Below are 16,679 nucleotides of genomic sequence, written 5' to 3'. Positions count from 1 at the left end.
TCGGCAAGAGGGGTAGTCGGCAGCAGGAGGGCTTTAATCTCCGCCTGCTCACCGTAAGCCCTCTCGCTCGCGCGAAGCCCGCTCGCCCGGGGCCGCCCGCCGCCCCGGGGCGGACGCCGTCCTAGAGCGGGCCGAACGACGTCCTAGAGCTGGGCGGCGACGTCCTGGCGGAACTGGTCGGCGAATTCGTTGATCTCGGCGGTGCTACCGCGGCCCATGGTGGGCACGATGAACTCGTCGACGCCGAGCTCGGCGTACCGGCCCAGGATGTCGACCAGCTCGGTCGTGGTGCCGCCGATCGCCGGCCGCTTCCTCGAGACCTCCGCGGCCTTCGCCGCCGCGCCCTCGCCGATGAAGATGAGCGCCTGGGTGGAGCGGCGCAACGACTGAGGGTCCCGGCCGCGCTGCTCACAGGCCCGCGAGTACGCCGCCGTCTTGTGGGCGAAGATCTCCGGCGTCGCCCAGGTGTTCCACTCGTCGGCGTACTCGGCGACGATCCGCGCCATCACCTTCTCGCCGCTGGCGCCGATGAGCAGCGGCATCGGGCCGACCGGCTTGGGCTGCAGCGGCGCATCGGTGAGCTGGTAGCGCTCGCCGGCGACGGTGGTGCGCTGCTGGTCGCGCAGCGACGTCCAGATCTGGCATGCCTCGCGGAACCACGCCAGCCGCTCGCGCACGGTGCCCAGGTCGATGCCGTACGCCGCATGCTCGTTGACCTGCCAGCCGGCCCCGACGCCGAGGACGAAACGCCCGCCGCTGACCTCGTCGATCGCGGCGGCGGTCTTCATCAGCACCGCCGGATGCCGGTAGGTGTTGCCCACGACGAGTGGGCCGATGCGGACCCGCGGTACGACGGCCGCGAGCGCCGCCAGCTGGGCCAGGCACTCGCCGACCGGCGTGTCGTTCGGCTCCGGCGTGTTGGCCATGAAGTGGTCGGCGAGCCACAAGCCGTCCCAGCCGGCCTGCTCGGCGCGCGTGGCCAGGTCGCGAAGCTCCTGCCACGGGCGGTCGGGTGGCAGCCACAAGCTGATGTCCATGTCCGCAGCCTAGCGCCGTGGTGCACTACCGTCTGACTCATGACATCCCCGCGGCCCGTGCCGTCGGCCGCATCGGCGCCGGCCCGGCAGTACGGCGACATCAGCACCTCCCGTGCACTGGCCCGGCTGACCGACGATCTCGTCAAGGTCCCCGGCACCCAGTTCGGAGTCGGGCTGGACGGCCTGATCGGGCTCGTCCCAGGCGTCGGCGATCTCGTGGGCACCGGCCTGTCGAGCGCGATCCTGGTGGACGCCGTCCGTCAGCGGGTTCCGTTGCACATCCTGGCGCGCATGGGATTCAACATGCTGATCGACACCGGATTGGGATTCGTGCCGGTCGTGGGTGATGCCGCGGACGTCGCGCATCGTGCCAACCGCAAGAACTACCGCTTGCTCGAGAAGACTGTCGCAGAAGGGAAGCACGTCGATGCCGACGTCCGCGCCTACGTGACGCGAGCGGTGCTCATGGTCGTTGCGTTCGTCGTCGCAGCGCTCGTGATGGTCGGGCTGCTGGTGTTCGGGGTGCTCAAGCTGATCGGTGCGATCTAGCCCGGATGCCGCCGCGGTGCGACGTAGGCTGCAGGTTGGCCCCTTCGAGCTGAAGACTGAGAACGAGCATGTGCGGCATCGTCGCGATCTATGACACCGACCCGACCGCCCGCGGCGGGCACCCCGTGCATCGACCTCGGTGACGAGTCGATGCACGGGGTTGGCGATCGTGCGCCGCATCGTGGAGCAGCTGGACATCGAGCGCTCCGATCAGAGGACGACGGTCCGGTGCGTGCTGGGGCCGTCCCGCGATGCACTCTGCCTATCCGAACCACCCGTTCGATCTAGCGGCCGCGGGCCGGCTCACGGGAGTGACTGCGACGGGGCCTCGTCGTCGTCGACCGGGTAGTCGTCGACCGGGCCGGCGAGCCACATGACGGCAGCGCCCAGGATCGATAGGACACCGGCGACGGCGTACGACACGACGTAGTTGCCCGAGAGGTCGTAGAGCCAGCCGAGCAGGAAGGGCCCACCGGCCGTCCCGATGACGACCACCAGCTGCAGCCGGCTGAACAGGCGCGCGTAGTCGCGGACGCCGAAGTGCTGCCCGATGATCAGCGACTGGAGCATCAGAACATTGCCGATGGTGGCGCCGAAGACCGCCGCGATCGCGAAGAACAGCCAGGTCTCGGTCGCGAACGCCAGCGCGATGAGCATCAGGCCCTGGATCACGCCGAGGACGACCGCGACCAGCCCCATCGGCGCCCGGTGGATGTTGCGCCCGGCCAGCAACCGCCCGACCACCGACATCGCGGAGATGACCAGCACGATGAATGCCGCCGCCGTCGAACCCACGCGTTCCTCGGTGAGCTTCACGACCTGTTGCAGGCCGCCGACCTGGGCGCCCATCAGCAGCACGAACGCCACCGCGATGAGCCGGAAGAACCGGCTGCGGACCGCCTCGGCGAAGATCGCCCCGGTCGGCGGACGATGCACGTGATCGGGCGCCGCTCGTCGTCCGTCAGGCAACCAGCCCAGAGGACGGGGGTCGGGCTTGATCATCCACACGATGACCGGAACCGTGCCCACGAGCCAGATCGCGGCGAGGATCGGGGTCGCGGCGGCGAGCCCTATGTGGTCGGTGAGCCATTTCGCCGTGGGAGTCAGCACCATGCCGCCGACGGACAGCCCCGTGGAGGCGATCGACAGCGCCACCGACCGGCCCGTGACATACCACCGGGTCACCACCGTAGTGACCGGGATCAGCCCGGCGGCGGCGAACCCGATCGCGAAGACGACGTAGTCGAGGTAGAGCATCCACGGCGAGGTGACCTGCCCGAGCAGCGCCAGCGCCGCAGCGCCCAGCACCGCGCCGACCAGCATGACGTGGCGGACGTCGAAGCGCGAGATCGCCCGCGCCACCGCCAGCCCGATCACTCCGCCGGTCACGAAGAATACGGTCGTGGCCAGCGAGATCGAGGACAGGCTCCAGCCGCGCTCGTTGCTGAAGGCGTTGAGATAGACCGCGAGACCGTAGAAGGACAGCCCCGAGGTCACGGTGAGCGACAGGAAGCCGCCGGCGATCACCTGCCGGCCGGGAAATTTCGCAGTGCTCACGAACCCAGACTGTACGGCAGGGCGCGATCCGTCCAGAGGTGAGGCGGATCATCGCCCGCGCGGGCATCTTTTGCATCCCCGAGGTGTTAACCAACATGACACGCTCGGTGCCGCGGCCGGCAACACGCCGCCCGCACACTGGGCGTGTCAAGCACTAGCAGCACTCGTAGACCATGAGGAGGTGGAACATGCAGCTGACTGGTGACGGGATCTTCGACATCCAGCTCGCCGATCGGGTGATGCTGGCCGAGCGTCGTCCGCCGCGTCGCAAGGGCACCATGCTGCGCTCCCGCGCGCAGCACCTGGGCCTGGACGTACCGGACGTCGAGACCTCTTTCGAACCGTTGACCCAGCGTGATGCGCGCCGTCTGCTGACGGCCGCCATCTACGACGCGCAGCCGGTGCCCGCCCGGTAGAGCGATCGGCGGGTCAGCCGCGGTGGCCCGTGTCCCGCTGAGCACGAACGCCGAGTTGCGTAGGCTGGGGTGCAGACCGATCCGAAGGAGTAATGGATGGCCCGCAAGACCATCGTCATCGACGATCTCGACGGCAGCGAGGACGCCCGCGAGGTGACCTTCTCGCTGGACGGCGAGACCTGGCGGATCGACCTCGCCGAGCACAACCGGCAGCGGCTGCGGGCCGCGCTCGGCGAGTTCATCGAGGCAGGAGTAAAGGTCGGCGGTGCGCGCTTGCTCTCGACGTCCGGCCGGTCGGGCGCAGCCTCGTCGTCCGCCGGGGAGACGGGCGCGATCCGCGAGTGGGCCCGCGCCAACGGCTACGACGTCAACGACCGCGGGCGGGTCCCCGCCGCGATCGTCGAGGCCTACGAAGCCGCCACCGGTTAATTTGTGCACCTTCCGGGCGACGTCGCCCGGAAGGTGCACAAAACAACCGGTGGTGTGGCCGGGACGGTTGGCTAGTTCTCGACCTCGGTGACCGTGGACTTGTGCCGCTGCGCGAGGTCGCGGTAGGTCTGCTGGTTGCTGGTCGCCCACTGCTTCGGCCAGCCGCTGATCTCGCCCTTGTCCTTCGCAGGCGCGCCGACCCACAGCCGGTCCGATGGGATCTCGGTGCTCGGCGTGACGACTGCTCCGGCGGCGACCAGGGTGCCGTCGCCGATCACGGCGCCGTCCAGCACGATCGCTCCGTTGCCGATCAGCGCCTCCTTGCCCACGCGGGCGCCGTGGACGACGCAGTTGTGCCCGACGGTGGCGCCCTCGCCGATCTCCACGCCGTCCGGGCCGCCGTGCAGCGTCGAGTTGTCCTGCACGTTGGCGCCGCGGCGGATCCAGATCGGGCCGAAGTCGGCTCGCAGGACGGTGCCGTACCAGACCGAGGCGCCCTCCTCGATGGTCACATCCCCGATCACGCTCGCGGTCGGGGCGATGAACGCGGTCTCGTGAATGGTCGGCGACGTGCCTTCGAACTCGTACAACGGCATGGGCGGGCTCCCGTCAGTTCCTCGCATGCGGTGGCTATTGACAGCTAGATCGCCGTTAGCGTAGTAGAACCCACCGCGTGCCGGTAAGTCAGTCGAGCGGGACCAGGTCGAAGCGGGGCCCGAGCAGCCGCACCGGCCGGTCCAGCTCGAACTTCTCCAGGAGCGCCAGGACGGCGGGTTCGAGGACGGCGAGGTCGGTCGTCGGCTCTGGAAGCTTGCGCGACTTGGTGCGGGTCCAGAAGGACGCCGTCCGGACCGTCACTGCGACGCGGAACACCTCACGGCCCTCGGCAACGACCTGCTCGCGCAGCTCGGCGGTGAGGCGCGACAGCTCGCGGCGCATCTCCGCGGGCTCCACCAGGTCGTGGGGGAAGGTCTCGACCTTGCTGTGCGACTTCGCCGCCTCCGGCTCGACGACGATGCTGCGATCACCCCAGCCGCGAGCGAGGACGTACAGCCAGTTCCCCTGGTGTGTGCCGAAGGCGGCCACCAGGTCCTCGCGGTCGGTGGCGATCAGGTCGTGAACCCTGTGGACGCCGAGGGCAGCCAACCGCCGGGAGATCCGCGGCCCGACGCTCCACAGGTCGATGCAGGGCCGATCACCCATGAGAGGCAGCCAGTTGTGCTCGTCGAGCACGAACACCCGCTCGATCGACTGCTTCGCGAAACCGGTTGCCATCTTGGCGCGCTGCTTGTTGTCGCTGATGCCGACCGCGCACGAAAGCCCAGTGCTGTCGGCGATCGCGGCTCGCACCTGGGAAGCCAGCTGCACCGGGTCGTCCTCGCAGCCCGCGAAGGCCTCGTCCCAGCCCCAGATCTCGACGGCCGGTGCGATTGCGCGCAGCGTGGACATCACCCGGGCCGACCAGTCGTCGTACGTCTTGTGGTCGGTGGGCAGCCAGACGGCGTCCGGCGCCTTGCGGTGTGCGCTGCGCAGCGGCATGCCGGCGTGGACGCCGAGTGCCCGCGCCTCGTACGACGCGCAGGTGACGACCTTGCGCGGCTCCGTCGGATCGCCGTTGCCGCCGACGATCACCACCTTCTCGTGCAGCGAGGGGTCACGCTGGCGCTCGACCGCGACCTGGAACTGGTCCAGGTCGACGTGGAGGAGGTACGAGAAGTCCCGTGTCTTCGCGGGCATGGGGCGATCCTGCCATGTGCCGGCGGCACGAGGTGGCGGGCTGGCGCGACGCCTGATCGACTCCGGTATCGCCCGGGCGGACGCCGAGAACCGTCCGATACGGCTGGAGACCAACAATGAGCGCAATGTGGCTCTGTACGAGTACCTCGGCTTCGAGATGGTCGGCCACCTCGACACCCCTGGGCTGATCCCGCGGTGGTGCTTCCGGCGCGATCCTCCCTCGGCTTGACGGGTAGACACCGCCCCACGACACCGCCAAGCGGGTCCCCTAACCCACCGCAGGTGCTTAGAGGTCGGAGTCGACGTCGTCCGGTCGAGCCGGCCACCGCGGCTCGACGACGGCGGGGTAGTCCAGCGACACCTTCGCCGGGAAGGCCGGAGGGCGCTTCTCCAGGAAGGACTGGACCCCCTCGGCGACATCCTTGCCGGAGCCGACGTGGAACATGGCGGTCGAGTCCAGGCGGTGGCCGTCCCACGGAGAGTCAGCGCTCAGCATCGACCACATCATCTGCCGGGCCAACGACACTGAGATCGCCGAGGTGTTGTCCGCGATCTCGCGGGCGATCTCCCGAGCCTTCGGCAGCAGCTCGTCGTCCGGCAGCACCCGCGAGACCAGGCGGCCGGCCAGCGCCTCGTCTGGCCTGAACACCCGCCCGGTGGCCACCCACTCCATGGCCTGGGAGATGCCGACGATACGCGGCAGGAACCAGCTCGACCCGGCCTCGGGAACGATGCCGCGACGGGCGAACACGAACCCGAACTTCGCCGACTCGGCCGCGAGCCGGATGTCCATCGGGAGGGTCATCGTGATGCCGATGCCGACCGCGGGACCGTTGATCGCGGCGATGACCGGCTTGCGGCAGGCGGCGATCGTCATGGTGACCGCGCCACCGCCGTCCCGCGGGACCCCGGCAATGGTCCCGAAGTCCTTGCGCTCCTCGGCGCGGGCCTCATCCTGGTTGTCGAAGGTCGACCCACCGCGTTCCAGGTCGGCGCCGGCGCAGAACCCGCGGCCCGCCCCGGTCACGATGACGACCCGTACGGCGTCGTCCGCGTCGGCCGCCTTGAACGCCGAGATCAGCTCCCGCGCCATGTCACCGGTGAAGGCGTTGAGCCGGTCGGGCCGATTGAGGGTGATGGTCGCGATGCCGTCGGTGACGTCGTAGGTGATGTCGGAGTAGTCAGTCATGTGGTTCTTTCTGTCAGTCGGCCCGGGGCGCGATCGTAGTGTGATGGCAGTCATGGTAGACAGCAGGTGAGATTTTCTATAGAACCAAGGAGAGCCGTGAAGACCAAGATCACCGAGATGCTCGGCATTGATTACCCCATCATCCAGGGTGGGATGCACTACGTCGGATTCGCCGAGCTCGCGGCGGCGGTGTCCAACGCGGGCGGTCTGGGCACCATCACTGCGCTGACCCAGAAGAGCGCGCCGGACCTGGCCAACGAGATCGCCAAGTGCCGGGACATGACCGACAAGCCGTTCGCGGTCAACCTCACGTTCCTGCCGATGCTGAACCCGCCGGACTACCCGGCGTACGTTCAGGCCGTGATCGACGGTGGCGTGAAGATCGTCGAGACCGCGGGCAACAACCCGTCGCAGTTCATGCCGATGCTGAAGGACGCCGGCATCAAGGTGATCCACAAGTGCACGACCGTGCGCCACTCCCTGAAGGCGCAGTCGATCGGCGTGGACGCCGTGAGCGTCGACGGATTCGAGTGCGGCGGCCACCCGGGCGAGGACGACATCCCGAACATGATCCTGCTGCTGCGCGCGCAGGACGAGCTCGAGATCCCGTTCATCGCCTCCGGCGGCATGGCCGACGGCCGTTCCCTCGCCGCGTCGCTCGCGATGGGCGCCGAGGGCATCAACATGGGCACCCGGTTCATCGCCACCAAGGAAGCCCCGGTGCACGAGAACGTCAAGCAGGCGATCGTGAACGCCACCGAGCTCGATACCCGCCTGGTCATGCGGCCGCTGCGCAACACCGAGCGAGTGCTGAACAACGCAGCAGTCGAGCGGCTGCTGCAGAAGGAAGCCGAGCTCGGCAAGGACATCAAGTTCGATGACATCGCCCCCGAGGTCGCTGGTGTCTACCCGAAGGTCATGCAGGACGGTGACATGGACGCCGGCGCATGGTCCTGCGGCATGGTCGCGGGGTTGATCCACGACATCCCGACTGTCAAGGAGCTCATCGACCGGACCGTTGCAGAGGCCAAGCAGATCGCGACCGAGCGTCTCGCACAGATCTTCGCCTGACCGCAGAGTGCTGGCCGTGGGGGAGCCGATGAGGGCGGTGGTCGTCCCGGCGTACGGCCCAGTCGAGTCCCTCGCCGTCGGCGTGGCTCCGCGGCCGACACCCGGCCCCGGCGAGGTGCTCGTGCAGATCGCCTCGGTCGGGCTCGGCTTCGTCGACGGCTTGAAGGTGCAGGGCAGCTACCAGACCAAGGATCCGCTGCCGTTCGTGCCGGGCTCGGAGATCGCGGGCGTGATCGCGCAGGTCGGCGACGGGGTCGCCGGGCTCGCGCCGGGAGACCGCGTGAGTGCACAGATCGATCGGGGCGGTCTCGCGGAGTACGCCGTGGCGCCCGCGTCCGTGGTCGATCGCCTTCCGGACGGCATCTCGTTCGAGGTCGGCGCCGCCGTCCGCGTCAACTACCTGACCGCGCTGTTCGCCCTGCGGCACCGTGCGCAGGCACAGGCGGGGGAGACGATGCTCGTGCTCGGCGCGGCGGGAGGTACTGGCACGGCGGCGATCGCGGTCGCGGGGCTCCTCGGCCTCCGCGTGATCGCGGCGGCGTCCACCGATCAGAAGCGACAGTTCGCGCTGGACGCCGGGGCCGACGAGGTCATCGACACGACGGACCCGGGCTGGCGGGCCGCGCTGAAGGACCGCGGCATCGCGGTCGACATCGTGTTCGACCCGGTCGGCGGCGACCTTGGCGCCGAGGCCTTCCGGGCGCTCGAGTGGCGGGGGCGGCTTCTGGTGATCGGCTTCGCCTCCGGGGAGATCCCCTCGGCGCGCTACAACATCGCGCTGCTGAAGGGGGCCGCGCTGGTCGGCGTCGACATCGCGCAGGTCGCCGCCCGCGAGCCGGAGACCTGGGCGGCGATCAACCAGCAGCTGGCGCAGTGGCTCGCTGCGGGCAGGCTGCAGCCCGCGTTGGACGACGTCGTCGACCTCGATGACGTCGTCGAGGGGTTCGCGCGGATGGCCGAGCGCCGGGCAACGGGCAAGGTCGTCGTCCGCGTCGCGGACCTCGACGTCGATCAGGGTTCGCCTACGCAGGAGGGGAAATCCGGAGCAGGAGGGGAAATCCTGAGCGAGAGGGGAAATCCCGAGCGAGAGGGCAATAATCCCCGCTCGCTCAGGCGAAGCCCTCCTGCACGCCACGATCCACCACGAAGGGACACTCCATGACCACCATGTCCGTCGCCCAGGCGGTGGCCGCCCGCAAGTCGGTGCGCGCCTTCACCGACCAGCCGGTCGACCTCGCCGTCGTCGAGGAGCTGCTGAAGGAGGCGGCGTGGGCGCCGTCCGGCGGCAACCTGCAGCCGTGGCGGGTCTGGCTGCTGGCCGGCGAGGACCTGGCCGCCTTCAAGGCCCGGGTCGTCGAGCTGCGCGATGAGTTCCCGATGGGGCAGGGGCCGGAGTACGACATCTATCCGCCGGACCTCTGGGAGCCCTACCGCACCCGGCGGTTCGAGAACGGCCAGCAACTCTACGCCGCGATCGACATCCCCCGAGAGGACAGAGCGGCACGGATCGGCCAGTTCGGCAAGAACTTCGAGTTCTTCGGCGCTCCGGTCGCCTTTCTGGTGGGGATCGAGCGCAAGATGGGTCCGCCGCAGTGGAGTGACGTCGGGATGTTCCTGCAGTCCTTCATGCTGCTGGCGACAGAGCGCGGCCTCGGCACCTGCGCCCAGGAGGCGTGGACCAGCTGGCACCAGGTCGCCTACGAGATGATCGACATCCCCGAGGACGTCATGATCTTCTGCGGGATGGCGATCGGCTACGAGGACACCGCGCACCCGATCAACAACTGGCGCTCCGAACGCGCCGATGCCTCCGAGTGGATCCACCGCGCCGAGGTGCGTCGCTGACATCCCCGGAGCCGTCGTCGGACGGCGTCGTGAAAGCTCAGCGGCGGCGGGAGCGGAGATAGTCGGCGACGACGTACTCACCGAGCCGGTCGACGGACGGCGCGAACACCCGGCCGCCAGCACGGCGGGCGATGGCGTCCATGAACCGCGCGAGGCCGGGATCGTCGCCGAGGCGGAAGAAGTTCAGCGTGGCGCCGTAGCGGCTGAGCGCGTCGACCTGGGCGACCGTCGCGCGGATACACTCCGGGCTGGGCGGGTACTCGAACCACGGATCGCCCCCAAGCAGATGCGCGGTCGGCTCGCCGTCCGTCACCACGAGGACGACGGGCTCCGCGCTCGCGAAGCGCCGCACATGCCTCCCCGCGAGCAGCAGCGCGTGCTCGAGATTCGTGCCCTGCACCCACTCCGGCTCCACCTCGGCGAGCTCGAGCGCCGTCAGCGGGCGGGCTGCCAGGTTGAAGCCGATTATCTGGAGGGCGTCCTGGCGGAATCGTGAGTCCACCAGGTGGGCCAGGGCGAGCGCGGTCTGCTTCATCGGCTCCCAGCGCTCCTGCTGCACCATCGAGAACGAGAGGTCCACGCAGAGCGCGACGGCGGCCTGGGTGCGGCTCTCTGTCTCGGCGACGACGAAGTCCTCGGGTTGCAGCATCGGTTCGTCCTCGCCGGAAGCCCGGCGCAGCACGGCATTTGTGGCAGTACGGACGGCGTCGATCGGCCGCTCCACGCCGAATCGCCAGGGCAGGAAGGCGCCGGTGCGCTCATCGGCCGCGCCGGCCCGCTGATCGTCGTGATCGCCCGCCCGGTGTGCGTCGAGGTTGGCGAAGATCCGGCGCAGCGTGACCTCGCCCAGCTGCCGCAGCGCCTTCGGCGTGAGGTGCAGCCGGTCGCCCTCGCGGCGCAGCCATCCCTGCTGCTGCAGCTGCGCCTCGAGCTCGCGTAAGGCGTCGAGCTCCGCGACCGCCCCGCTGCCGAGCTGTCGTTCCAGCGCGTCGACGTCGATGTCGTCTAGCGTCGAGCCGAAGTCGTTCTGGGCGAGCTGGCGCTCCAGCGACTCGAGGTCCGACAGCTCGCCCATCACGCCGGTAGCCTCCCCGTAGCCCAGGGGCTCCGAGCCGGTCGAGCGCATCCCCGGCCCGCGCATCATCCCAGGACGCAGGGCGCGGAGGTTGTCACGGAGCTGCGACATCTGGCTGGCGAAGTCGGCGTCCTGCAATGCCTGCTGCATCAGCGATCGCAGCTCTTCGCGCTGTTCCTCGGTGAGCGAGCGCATGAGCCGCTCCGTCTCGGCCTGGCGACGCGCCAGCTGGTCGATGAGCTCGTCGACGTCCTTGGGGTTCTCCGGGAAGAACTCGCCATGCTCGTCCATGAACTCGCGGAACTGGTCGGTCGTGTCCTCGCCGCGCGCGTGCGCTGCCAGCAGCGAGTTCAGATCGGCCATCATGTCGCGGATCTGCTGCATCGCCGCCGGATCAGGGTTCTGCAAGGCATCGCGCAGGCCGGCGAACTGCTGCTGCATCACCTCGTTGCGCAGGCCCTCGTTGATCTGCTCGTAGATCTGGCGGGCCTCGTCCGAGTGCCACTGGTACGGCTGCAGCGCCTGCATCGCGGAGGCGACGGAGTCCGGTAGCGTGTCGAGCTCGAGCTCGGCGAACCGAGCGTCGTCGCCGTCCTCGGACGCGAGCTGGTCGCGCTCCAGCGCCAGGGCCTGGTCGAGCTGTGCGCGCGCCCGATCGACCGCGCCACCGAGGTTGCCGCGGCGACGCAGCTCCTCTCGCCGCCGGCGCAGCTGCTCGCGCAGCGCGTCAAGACCGGGCCGATCGCCGACACCGCGGCGAAGCAGCTCCCGCAGCGCCTCGCGCACGTTGCGGCCGCCGAGCATCTCCCGCCCGAGCCGCTCGACCGCCTCGCGGACGTCAAACGGCGAGGCGAGCGGATCAGGCCCCTCACGCCAGGCGCCGTATCGGTAGCGGCTCGGGCGGTGTGCCATCTCAGCTGCCGTACACCGTCAAGCCGTCGACCGACTGCTTGGAGATGCGGCGGGTGAGATACAGGCCTTCGAGCACGAACTCGATCGCGGCGGCGACCTGGCCCGGCGTGACGTCGTCCTCGCTGACGCCGAGCGCGCTGAGCACCTGTGACAGCCCCTCGACCCGGCCGAACTGCTGAAGCAGCGTGGCAGCCGGTACCAGCGCGCCGGTCTCGACGGTGGTGTCGTCGTCGGCGAAGATCGCCGTGAACGGCGACAGATCGATGCCGGCCAGCCGGTCCCGAAAGACCGCTGCGGTGGCGCTGCGCCCGAGGTGGTCGAGTATCTCGTCCTCCCGGCCTTCCTCGCCCATCTCGAACTCCAGCTTTCCTCGCAGCGTGCCGAGCACGGCCGGCAGGTCGCCGATCCGCGCGACCGGCCCGCTCTCGCCGACGATCGCGCCACGGCGCAGGGCGGAGGCCGCCACCGCCTCGGCGGCCGCCACCGCGAACCGCGCCGACACGCCCGAACGGTGGTCGATCGCGGTCGAGTCCCGCAGCTGGGAGGTGAGCTCGGCGATCACCCGGAGCACATGCGCCGGGACGGCGGCAGCGAGGTCGGCCTCCTGGGCGATGAGCGCGACGTCCGCGTCGATGTCCTCGGGGTAGTGGGTGCGGATCTCGGCGCCGAAGCGGTCCTTCAGCGGTGTGATGATCCGGCCACGGTTCGTGTAGTCCTCCGGGTTGGCGGACGCGATGACCATCAGGTCCAGCGGCAGCCGCAGCGCGTAGCCGCGGATCTGGATGTCGCGCTCCTCCAGCACATTGAACAGCCCGACCTGGATCCGCTCGGCGAGGTCGGGCAGCTCGTTGATGCCGAAGATGCCCCGGTTGAAGCGGGGCAGCAGGCCGTAGTGCACCGTCTCCGGATCACCCAGGCGCCGCCCCTCAGCGATCTTGGTCGGGTCGATGTCGCCGATGAGGTCGCCGACGCTGGTATCGGGCGTGGCCAGCTTCTCGCCGTACCGCTCGCTGCGGTGCCACCAGGCCACCGGGAGGTCATCGCCCAGCTGCGCTGCTCGCTCGATGCTGCCGAGCGTCACCGGCTCGTAGGGATGCTCGTTGATCTCCGAGCCCTCGATCACCGGCGTCCACTCGTCCAGCAGGCCGACCAGGGTGCGCATCAGGCGAGTCTTGCCCTGCCCGCGCTCGCCGAGCAGGACGAAGTCGTGGCCCGCGAGGACGGCGCGCTCGACCTCCGGGAGGACGGTGTCGTCGAGCCCGACCATGCCCGGCATGGTGGTCTCACCCGCGCGCAGGCGAGCGACGAGGTTCTCGCGCAGCTCCTGCTTGACGGTGCGGTGCTGATGCCCGCTGGCGCGCAGCGCGCCGACAGTCGAGATTTCGGGATGGTCTGTGCCTGCCATCACACGAGCGTAGGCGCCGTCTCGCAGTTCGGCCACGGCTTGCCGTGCTGGCGCCCACCGACGATGCTCTAGGAGAGACAACGAACCCGATGTGAAGGGACGAACAGATGACCGGAGTTGCCGGACGACGGATCGTGGTGACCGGGGCCGGGGGTGGCCTCGGCCGCGACTACGCCATGCTGCTGGCGCGGGAGGGAGCCCAGGTCGTGGTGAACGACCTCGGGGGCGCGCGTGACGGCTCGGGCGGCGGCTCGGCCATGGCGGACGCCGTCGTACAGGAGATCAAGGACGAGGGTGGCGAGGCCGTCGCCAACTACGACAGCGTGGCCACTGAGGAGGGTGGCAAGGCGATCGTGCAGACCTGCGTCGACGCCTTCGGAGGCATCGACGGCGTGGTCGCCAACGCGGGCATCCTGCGCGACGTGTCGTTCGGCAAGATGGACTCCGCCGCCTGGGACGCCGTCCTACAGGTGCACCTCTACGGCGGCTACAACGTCATCCGCGCCGCGTGGCCGCACTTCCGCGAGCAGAAGTACGGGCGCGTCGTCGTCGCCACCTCGACCAGCGGCATCTACGGCAACTTCGGCCAGGCGAACTACGGTGCGGCCAAGCTCGGCCTCGTCGGCTTGATCAACACGCTGGCGATCGAGGGCGCGAAGTACAACATCAACGCCAACGCGATCGCGCCGATCGCCGCCACCCGGATGACCAACGATCTCATGCCCGAGGAGCGGCTCAAGCAGCTCGGCTCGGATCACGTCGCCCCGGTCGTCGGCTACCTGATGAGCGACGAGTCGACCGACACGGCGTCGGTGCTGATCGCCGGGGGCGGGTTCGTGCAGCGGGTGGCCTACTACGCCAGCAAGGGCCACCAGTTCGACCACGTCGCCACGCTCGCGGAGATGGCCGACAACTGGGACAAGATCATCGACATGAGCGAGGCCAAGGAGGGCAAGCAGGTCGCGACCAGCCAGTCGTGACCGGCGTCCGGATCACCCCGCCGCGCGGGTGATCACCTTCGTGAACTGCCCGGTCGCGACCGTCGTCCCGGTGACGGTCGCGGCCGAGCCGTCCGCGAGCGTCGGGATCAGCGCGAAGAAGCGCGCGACGTCGATCACCGACGATCCCTGGACAGGCTATGGGGCTTGCGGGAGCCTGGAGGAATGAGCACTCCCACGCAGCAGCAGACCTTCCCCGCCGACTGGCAGCGGGCCCTCGTGGTCGTCGCCCATCCGGACGACCCGGAGTACGGCATGGCGGCGGCGGTCAACCGCTGGACCCGCGAGGGCAAGGAGGTCGACTACCTCCTCGCCTCGAGCGGGGAGGCCGGCATCGAGGGCATGGATCCGTCGAAGGCTGGCCCGGTGCGCGAGGAGGAGCAGCGGCGCTCGGCGCGGGTCGTCGGGGTGTCGCGAGTGGACTTTCTCGGATTCCCCGACAGCGCCATCGAGAATTCCGCCGAGCTGCGCAGGCACATCATCGATGCCCTCACCGAGCGCCGTCCGCAGGTCGTGCTCACGCTGTACCGCGGCCCGGAGTGGGCTCCTGGGCAGCCCAACCAGAGCGACCACACCGAGCTCGGAAACGCCGTCGTACAGGCGATCGGTGAGAGTGGCATCAGCGTCCAGGCCTTCGAGAACGGGCCGTACCCCACTCACCGCGTCGAGGTGACCGAGGACGACGTCGAGGCGGCGGTGCGTTCGCTCGCCGAGCATCAGGAGTACCTCGGCGTGCTCGATCCGAGCACCCCGGTGCTGGAGCAGGCCCGCGCCCAGGTCGGCCTGATGGTGCAGACCGCGGACGACGGCAGCCGCTCGGTTGGCCTGGCCAAGATCGATACCTAATGGTTCCGCCGCGGCGCCGCGTCCGGAGGTGCCTCAGGATTCGGCCCGGTCGAGCTCGGCGAGGGCATCGCGGCACCACGCGACCCACATTCGCTCGGAAGCGATGCCGGCGCGCAGCACCTGGCGTTGCAGACGAGCGGCTCGGTTGAGCGGGCCGGTGAACTGCCGAGCATCTATTGCCTCGTACGCCTCGAGCGTGCGCTCGTGGGTGGCGAGCCGGTGCTCCAGGGCCGCCCGCGGGTCGACGTCCGAGAGTGCCGCTGCTGCCCGGATCCGCACCATCAGCGCGTCCCGCACCTTGGGCCGGTCCTCAAGCCGGCCGGCCCACGCGCGGAGCGCGGCCGTCCCGTCGGCGGTGACCCGGAAGGTGCGCGGGTTGCCTCGCGAGGGCGGTGTGCCGTCGTCCAGCTGCTCGATCAGCCCGTCGCCGAGCAGCGTGTCGAGCTCGCGGTAGATCTGCTGGTGCGAAGCCGGCCAGAAGTAGCCGATGGACCGGTCGAACCGGCGGGCGAGCTCGATCCCGGACGATGACTTCTCGGAGAGTGCCGTGAGGATCGCGAACCGCAGCGACACGCTCAGACGGCGAGGGCGGGCTGGACGGACGCCGCGCCGAGCAGCGACTCCCGCGCGTCGTCGTACTCCCGCGCGAGCCGGGCGACCACCTCGGCGACCGGTGGCACGTCCTTGATCGCCCCGATGCCCTGGCCGGCGCCCCAGATGTCCTTCCAGGCCTTGGACTTCATGTTGCCGCCGGAGCCGAAGTTCATCTTCGACGGGTCGGACTCCGGCAGCGCGACCGGATCAAGGCCGGCGTTCACGATCGAGCCGCGCAGGTAGTTCCCGTGGACGCCGGTGAACAGGTTCGAGTACACGATGTCCGAAGCGTCCGAGTCCACCAGCATCCGCTTGTAGCCGGGGTCGGCGTTGGCCTCCTCGGTCGCGATGAACGCCGAGCCGATGTAGGCCAAGTCGGCACCGGCGGCCTGCGCGGCCAGGATGTTCCGGCCGTGCGCGATGGCGCCGGACAGCAGCAGCGGCCCGTCGAACCACTGCCGGATCTCCTGCAGCAGCGCGAACGGGGACTGGGTGCCCGCGTGCCCACCGGCTCCCGCAGCCACCGCGATCAGGCCGTCGGCGCCCTTGTCGATCGCCTTGTGCGCGAACTCGTTGTTGATCACGTCGTGCAGCACGATGCCGCCGTAGGAGTGGATCGCGTCGTACACCTCGGTGCGGGCGCCGAGCGAGGTGATCACGATCGGCACCTTGAAGTCGACGCAGGACTGCACGTCCTGATCGAGCCGGTCGTTCGAGCGGTGCACGATCTGGTTCACGGCGTACGGCGCGACCGGCTTGTCGGGGTGCTCGGTTGCGAACCTGGCGAGCTCGTCCTCGATCCGCTCGAGCCACTCGTTCAGCAGCGGCTGAGGGCGAGCGTTGAGCGCGGGAAAGGAGCCGATCACCCCGGCCTGGCACTGGGCGATGACGAGCTCGGGGCCGGAGATGATGAACAGCGGGGAGCCGAGCACTGGCAGGGACATCGGTCGGGTGAGGGCGGCGGGCAGCGCCATGTGTGCTCCTTGGAGTCGGGCGGATGGATCGACGATAACGTCCGC

General features: G+C 69.5%; 19 protein-coding genes. 9 read left to right on the top strand and 10 right to left on the bottom strand.

Annotated features, from left to right (window positions below):
* Nucleotides 1-143: 143 nt before the first annotated feature.
* Nucleotides 144-1,037 (bottom strand): LLM class flavin-dependent oxidoreductase, encoded by an 894-nt coding sequence (locus tag DAA40_RS11400; RefSeq protein ID WP_106849830.1) that lies wholly within the window; start codon nt 1,035-1,037, stop codon nt 144-146.
* A 39-nt stretch (nt 1,038-1,076) separates the two neighbouring features.
* Here DAA40_RS11400 and DAA40_RS11395 point away from each other — a divergent pair, with 39 nt between their 5' ends.
* Nucleotides 1,077-1,586 (top strand): DUF4112 domain-containing protein, encoded by a 510-nt coding sequence (locus DAA40_RS11395; RefSeq protein ID WP_106849829.1) that lies wholly within the window; start codon nt 1,077-1,079, stop codon nt 1,584-1,586.
* 303 nt (nt 1,587-1,889) lie between these two features.
* Here DAA40_RS11395 and DAA40_RS11390 read toward each other — a convergent pair whose 3' ends face one another.
* A complete protein-coding gene (locus DAA40_RS11390; protein ID WP_158716393.1) occupies nt 1,890-3,143 on the bottom strand; it encodes an MFS transporter in 1,254 nt (417 codons plus the stop codon).
* A gap of 188 nt (nt 3,144-3,331) precedes the next feature.
* On the opposite strand from DAA40_RS11390, the gene DAA40_RS11385 reads away from it, so the two are divergent.
* Nucleotides 3,332-3,559 carry a hypothetical protein gene (locus DAA40_RS11385; RefSeq protein ID WP_106849827.1) on the top strand — a complete coding sequence of 76 codons (228 nt, stop codon included), beginning with the start codon at nt 3,332-3,334 and terminating at the stop codon, nt 3,557-3,559.
* A 96-nt stretch (nt 3,560-3,655) separates the two neighbouring features.
* Nucleotides 3,656-3,988, top strand: coding sequence for an Lsr2 family protein (locus DAA40_RS11380; RefSeq protein WP_106849826.1), 333 nt, complete (start codon nt 3,656-3,658; stop codon nt 3,986-3,988).
* 71 nt (nt 3,989-4,059) lie between these two features.
* Here DAA40_RS11380 and DAA40_RS11375 read toward each other — a convergent pair whose 3' ends face one another.
* Both DAA40_RS11375 and DAA40_RS11370 read right to left on the bottom strand, forming a co-directional pair.
* A complete protein-coding gene (locus tag DAA40_RS11375; protein WP_106849825.1) occupies nt 4,060-4,584 on the bottom strand; it encodes a gamma carbonic anhydrase family protein in 525 nt (174 codons plus the stop codon).
* Nucleotides 4,585-4,672: 88 nt separating this feature from the next.
* Nucleotides 4,673-5,725: a DNA polymerase IV gene (locus DAA40_RS11370; protein WP_106849824.1), complete on the bottom strand. Its 1,053-nt coding sequence runs from the start codon at nt 5,723-5,725 to the stop codon at nt 4,673-4,675.
* Between DAA40_RS11370 and DAA40_RS11365 the strand changes: the two genes are divergently transcribed.
* On the top strand, nt 5,724-5,954 hold the full coding sequence (locus DAA40_RS11365) for an N-acetyltransferase (RefSeq protein WP_158716392.1): 231 nt from the start codon (nt 5,724-5,726) through the stop codon (nt 5,952-5,954). The genes DAA40_RS11370 and DAA40_RS11365 overlap by 2 nt on opposite strands.
* Before the next feature lie 57 nt (nt 5,955-6,011).
* Here the strand turns inward: DAA40_RS11365 and DAA40_RS11360 are convergent, their stop codons facing one another.
* Nucleotides 6,012-6,914: a crotonase/enoyl-CoA hydratase family protein gene (locus DAA40_RS11360; protein WP_106849822.1), complete on the bottom strand. Its 903-nt coding sequence runs from the start codon at nt 6,912-6,914 to the stop codon at nt 6,012-6,014.
* A 96-nt stretch (nt 6,915-7,010) separates the two neighbouring features.
* Between DAA40_RS11360 and DAA40_RS11355 the strand changes: the two genes are divergently transcribed.
* The 3 genes from DAA40_RS11355 to DAA40_RS11345 are packed head-to-tail and all read left to right on the top strand — an operon-like array spanning nt 7,011 to nt 9,830.
* Nucleotides 7,011-7,985, top strand: a complete 975-nt coding sequence (locus tag DAA40_RS11355) for a nitronate monooxygenase family protein (protein WP_106849821.1) — start codon at nt 7,011-7,013, stop codon at nt 7,983-7,985.
* Nucleotides 7,986-8,001: 16 nt separating this feature from the next.
* On the top strand, nt 8,002-9,147 hold the full coding sequence (locus tag DAA40_RS11350) for an NADPH:quinone oxidoreductase family protein (protein WP_199849714.1): 1,146 nt from the start codon (nt 8,002-8,004) through the stop codon (nt 9,145-9,147).
* Nucleotides 9,144-9,830: a nitroreductase gene (locus DAA40_RS11345; protein WP_199849713.1), complete on the top strand. Its 687-nt coding sequence runs from the start codon at nt 9,144-9,146 to the stop codon at nt 9,828-9,830. The genes DAA40_RS11350 and DAA40_RS11345 overlap by 4 nt, the downstream gene beginning before the upstream one ends.
* A gap of 37 nt (nt 9,831-9,867) precedes the next feature.
* Here DAA40_RS11345 and DAA40_RS11340 read toward each other — a convergent pair whose 3' ends face one another.
* Both DAA40_RS11340 and DAA40_RS11335 read right to left on the bottom strand, forming a co-directional pair.
* Entirely contained in the window at nt 9,868-11,817 is a 1,950-nt protein-coding gene (locus DAA40_RS11340) for a hypothetical protein (RefSeq protein ID WP_106849820.1), read from the bottom strand.
* Nucleotide 11,818: 1 nt separating this feature from the next.
* The gene (locus DAA40_RS11335; RefSeq protein WP_106849819.1) at nt 11,819-13,222 is read right to left on the bottom strand and encodes a magnesium chelatase; all 1,404 of its coding nucleotides are present in this window, start codon (nt 13,220-13,222) and stop codon (nt 11,819-11,821) included.
* 107 nt (nt 13,223-13,329) lie between these two features.
* Here DAA40_RS11335 and DAA40_RS11330 point away from each other — a divergent pair, with 107 nt between their 5' ends.
* On the top strand, nt 13,330-14,202 hold the full coding sequence (locus tag DAA40_RS11330; RefSeq protein WP_106849818.1) for an SDR family NAD(P)-dependent oxidoreductase: 873 nt from the start codon (nt 13,330-13,332) through the stop codon (nt 14,200-14,202).
* Nucleotides 14,203-14,214: 12 nt separating this feature from the next.
* On the opposite strand, the gene DAA40_RS16870 is transcribed toward DAA40_RS11330, so the two are convergent.
* Nucleotides 14,215-14,340 carry a hypothetical protein gene (locus tag DAA40_RS16870; protein ID WP_255413555.1) on the bottom strand — a complete coding sequence of 42 codons (126 nt, stop codon included), beginning with the start codon at nt 14,338-14,340 and terminating at the stop codon, nt 14,215-14,217.
* A 45-nt stretch (nt 14,341-14,385) separates the two neighbouring features.
* Between DAA40_RS16870 and DAA40_RS11325 the strand changes: the two genes are divergently transcribed.
* The gene (locus DAA40_RS11325; RefSeq protein WP_106849817.1) at nt 14,386-15,066 is read left to right on the top strand and encodes a PIG-L deacetylase family protein; all 681 of its coding nucleotides are present in this window, start codon (nt 14,386-14,388) and stop codon (nt 15,064-15,066) included.
* Nucleotides 15,067-15,099: 33 nt separating this feature from the next.
* On the opposite strand, the gene DAA40_RS11320 is transcribed toward DAA40_RS11325, so the two are convergent.
* Both DAA40_RS11320 and DAA40_RS11315 read right to left on the bottom strand, forming a co-directional pair.
* Nucleotides 15,100-15,639 (bottom strand): PadR family transcriptional regulator, encoded by a 540-nt coding sequence (locus DAA40_RS11320; RefSeq protein WP_106849816.1) that lies wholly within the window; start codon nt 15,637-15,639, stop codon nt 15,100-15,102.
* A gap of 2 nt (nt 15,640-15,641) precedes the next feature.
* Complete coding sequence (locus tag DAA40_RS11315; protein WP_106849815.1) at nt 15,642-16,634, bottom strand: nitronate monooxygenase family protein; 993 nt, start codon at nt 16,632-16,634, stop codon at nt 15,642-15,644.
* Between the last annotated feature and the right edge of the window lie 45 nt (nt 16,635-16,679).

Source organism: Blastococcus sp. Marseille-P5729 (assembly GCF_900292035.1).
In the GTDB taxonomy this organism is placed as follows: Bacteria; Actinomycetota; Actinomycetes; order Mycobacteriales; family Antricoccaceae; genus Cumulibacter.
The sequence above is the reverse complement of the archived record's forward strand: the minus strand, read 5'-3'. Positions and strand labels throughout refer to the sequence as shown.

Bases quoted from the DNA above. Each gene is read 5' to 3' on its own strand.
- DAA40_RS11375 (WP_106849825.1), bottom strand. From the start codon at position 4,584: ATGCCGTTGTACGAGTTCGAAGGCACGTCGCCGACCATTCACGAGACC.
- DAA40_RS11340 (WP_106849820.1), bottom strand. From the start codon at position 11,817: ATGGCACACCGCCCGAGCCGCTACCGATACGGCGCCTGGCGTGAGGGG.
- DAA40_RS11370 (WP_106849824.1), bottom strand. From the start codon at position 5,725: ATGCCCGCGAAGACACGGGACTTCTCGTACCTCCTCCACGTCGACCTG.
- DAA40_RS11380 (WP_106849826.1), top strand. From the start codon at position 3,656: ATGGCCCGCAAGACCATCGTCATCGACGATCTCGACGGCAGCGAGGAC.
- DAA40_RS11360 (WP_106849822.1), bottom strand. From the start codon at position 6,914: ATGACTGACTACTCCGACATCACCTACGACGTCACCGACGGCATCGCG.
- DAA40_RS11365 (WP_158716392.1), top strand. From the start codon at position 5,724: ATGGGGCGATCCTGCCATGTGCCGGCGGCACGAGGTGGCGGGCTGGCG.
- DAA40_RS11325 (WP_106849817.1), top strand. From the start codon at position 14,386: ATGAGCACTCCCACGCAGCAGCAGACCTTCCCCGCCGACTGGCAGCGG.
- DAA40_RS11385 (WP_106849827.1), top strand. From the start codon at position 3,332: ATGCAGCTGACTGGTGACGGGATCTTCGACATCCAGCTCGCCGATCGG.
- DAA40_RS11400 (WP_106849830.1), bottom strand. From the start codon at position 1,037: ATGGACATCAGCTTGTGGCTGCCACCCGACCGCCCGTGGCAGGAGCTT.
- DAA40_RS11335 (WP_106849819.1), bottom strand. From the start codon at position 13,222: ATGGCAGGCACAGACCATCCCGAAATCTCGACTGTCGGCGCGCTGCGC.
- DAA40_RS11345 (WP_199849713.1), top strand. From the start codon at position 9,144: ATGACCACCATGTCCGTCGCCCAGGCGGTGGCCGCCCGCAAGTCGGTG.
- DAA40_RS11330 (WP_106849818.1), top strand. From the start codon at position 13,330: ATGACCGGAGTTGCCGGACGACGGATCGTGGTGACCGGGGCCGGGGGT.
- DAA40_RS11395 (WP_106849829.1), top strand. From the start codon at position 1,077: ATGACATCCCCGCGGCCCGTGCCGTCGGCCGCATCGGCGCCGGCCCGG.
- DAA40_RS11315 (WP_106849815.1), bottom strand. From the start codon at position 16,634: ATGGCGCTGCCCGCCGCCCTCACCCGACCGATGTCCCTGCCAGTGCTC.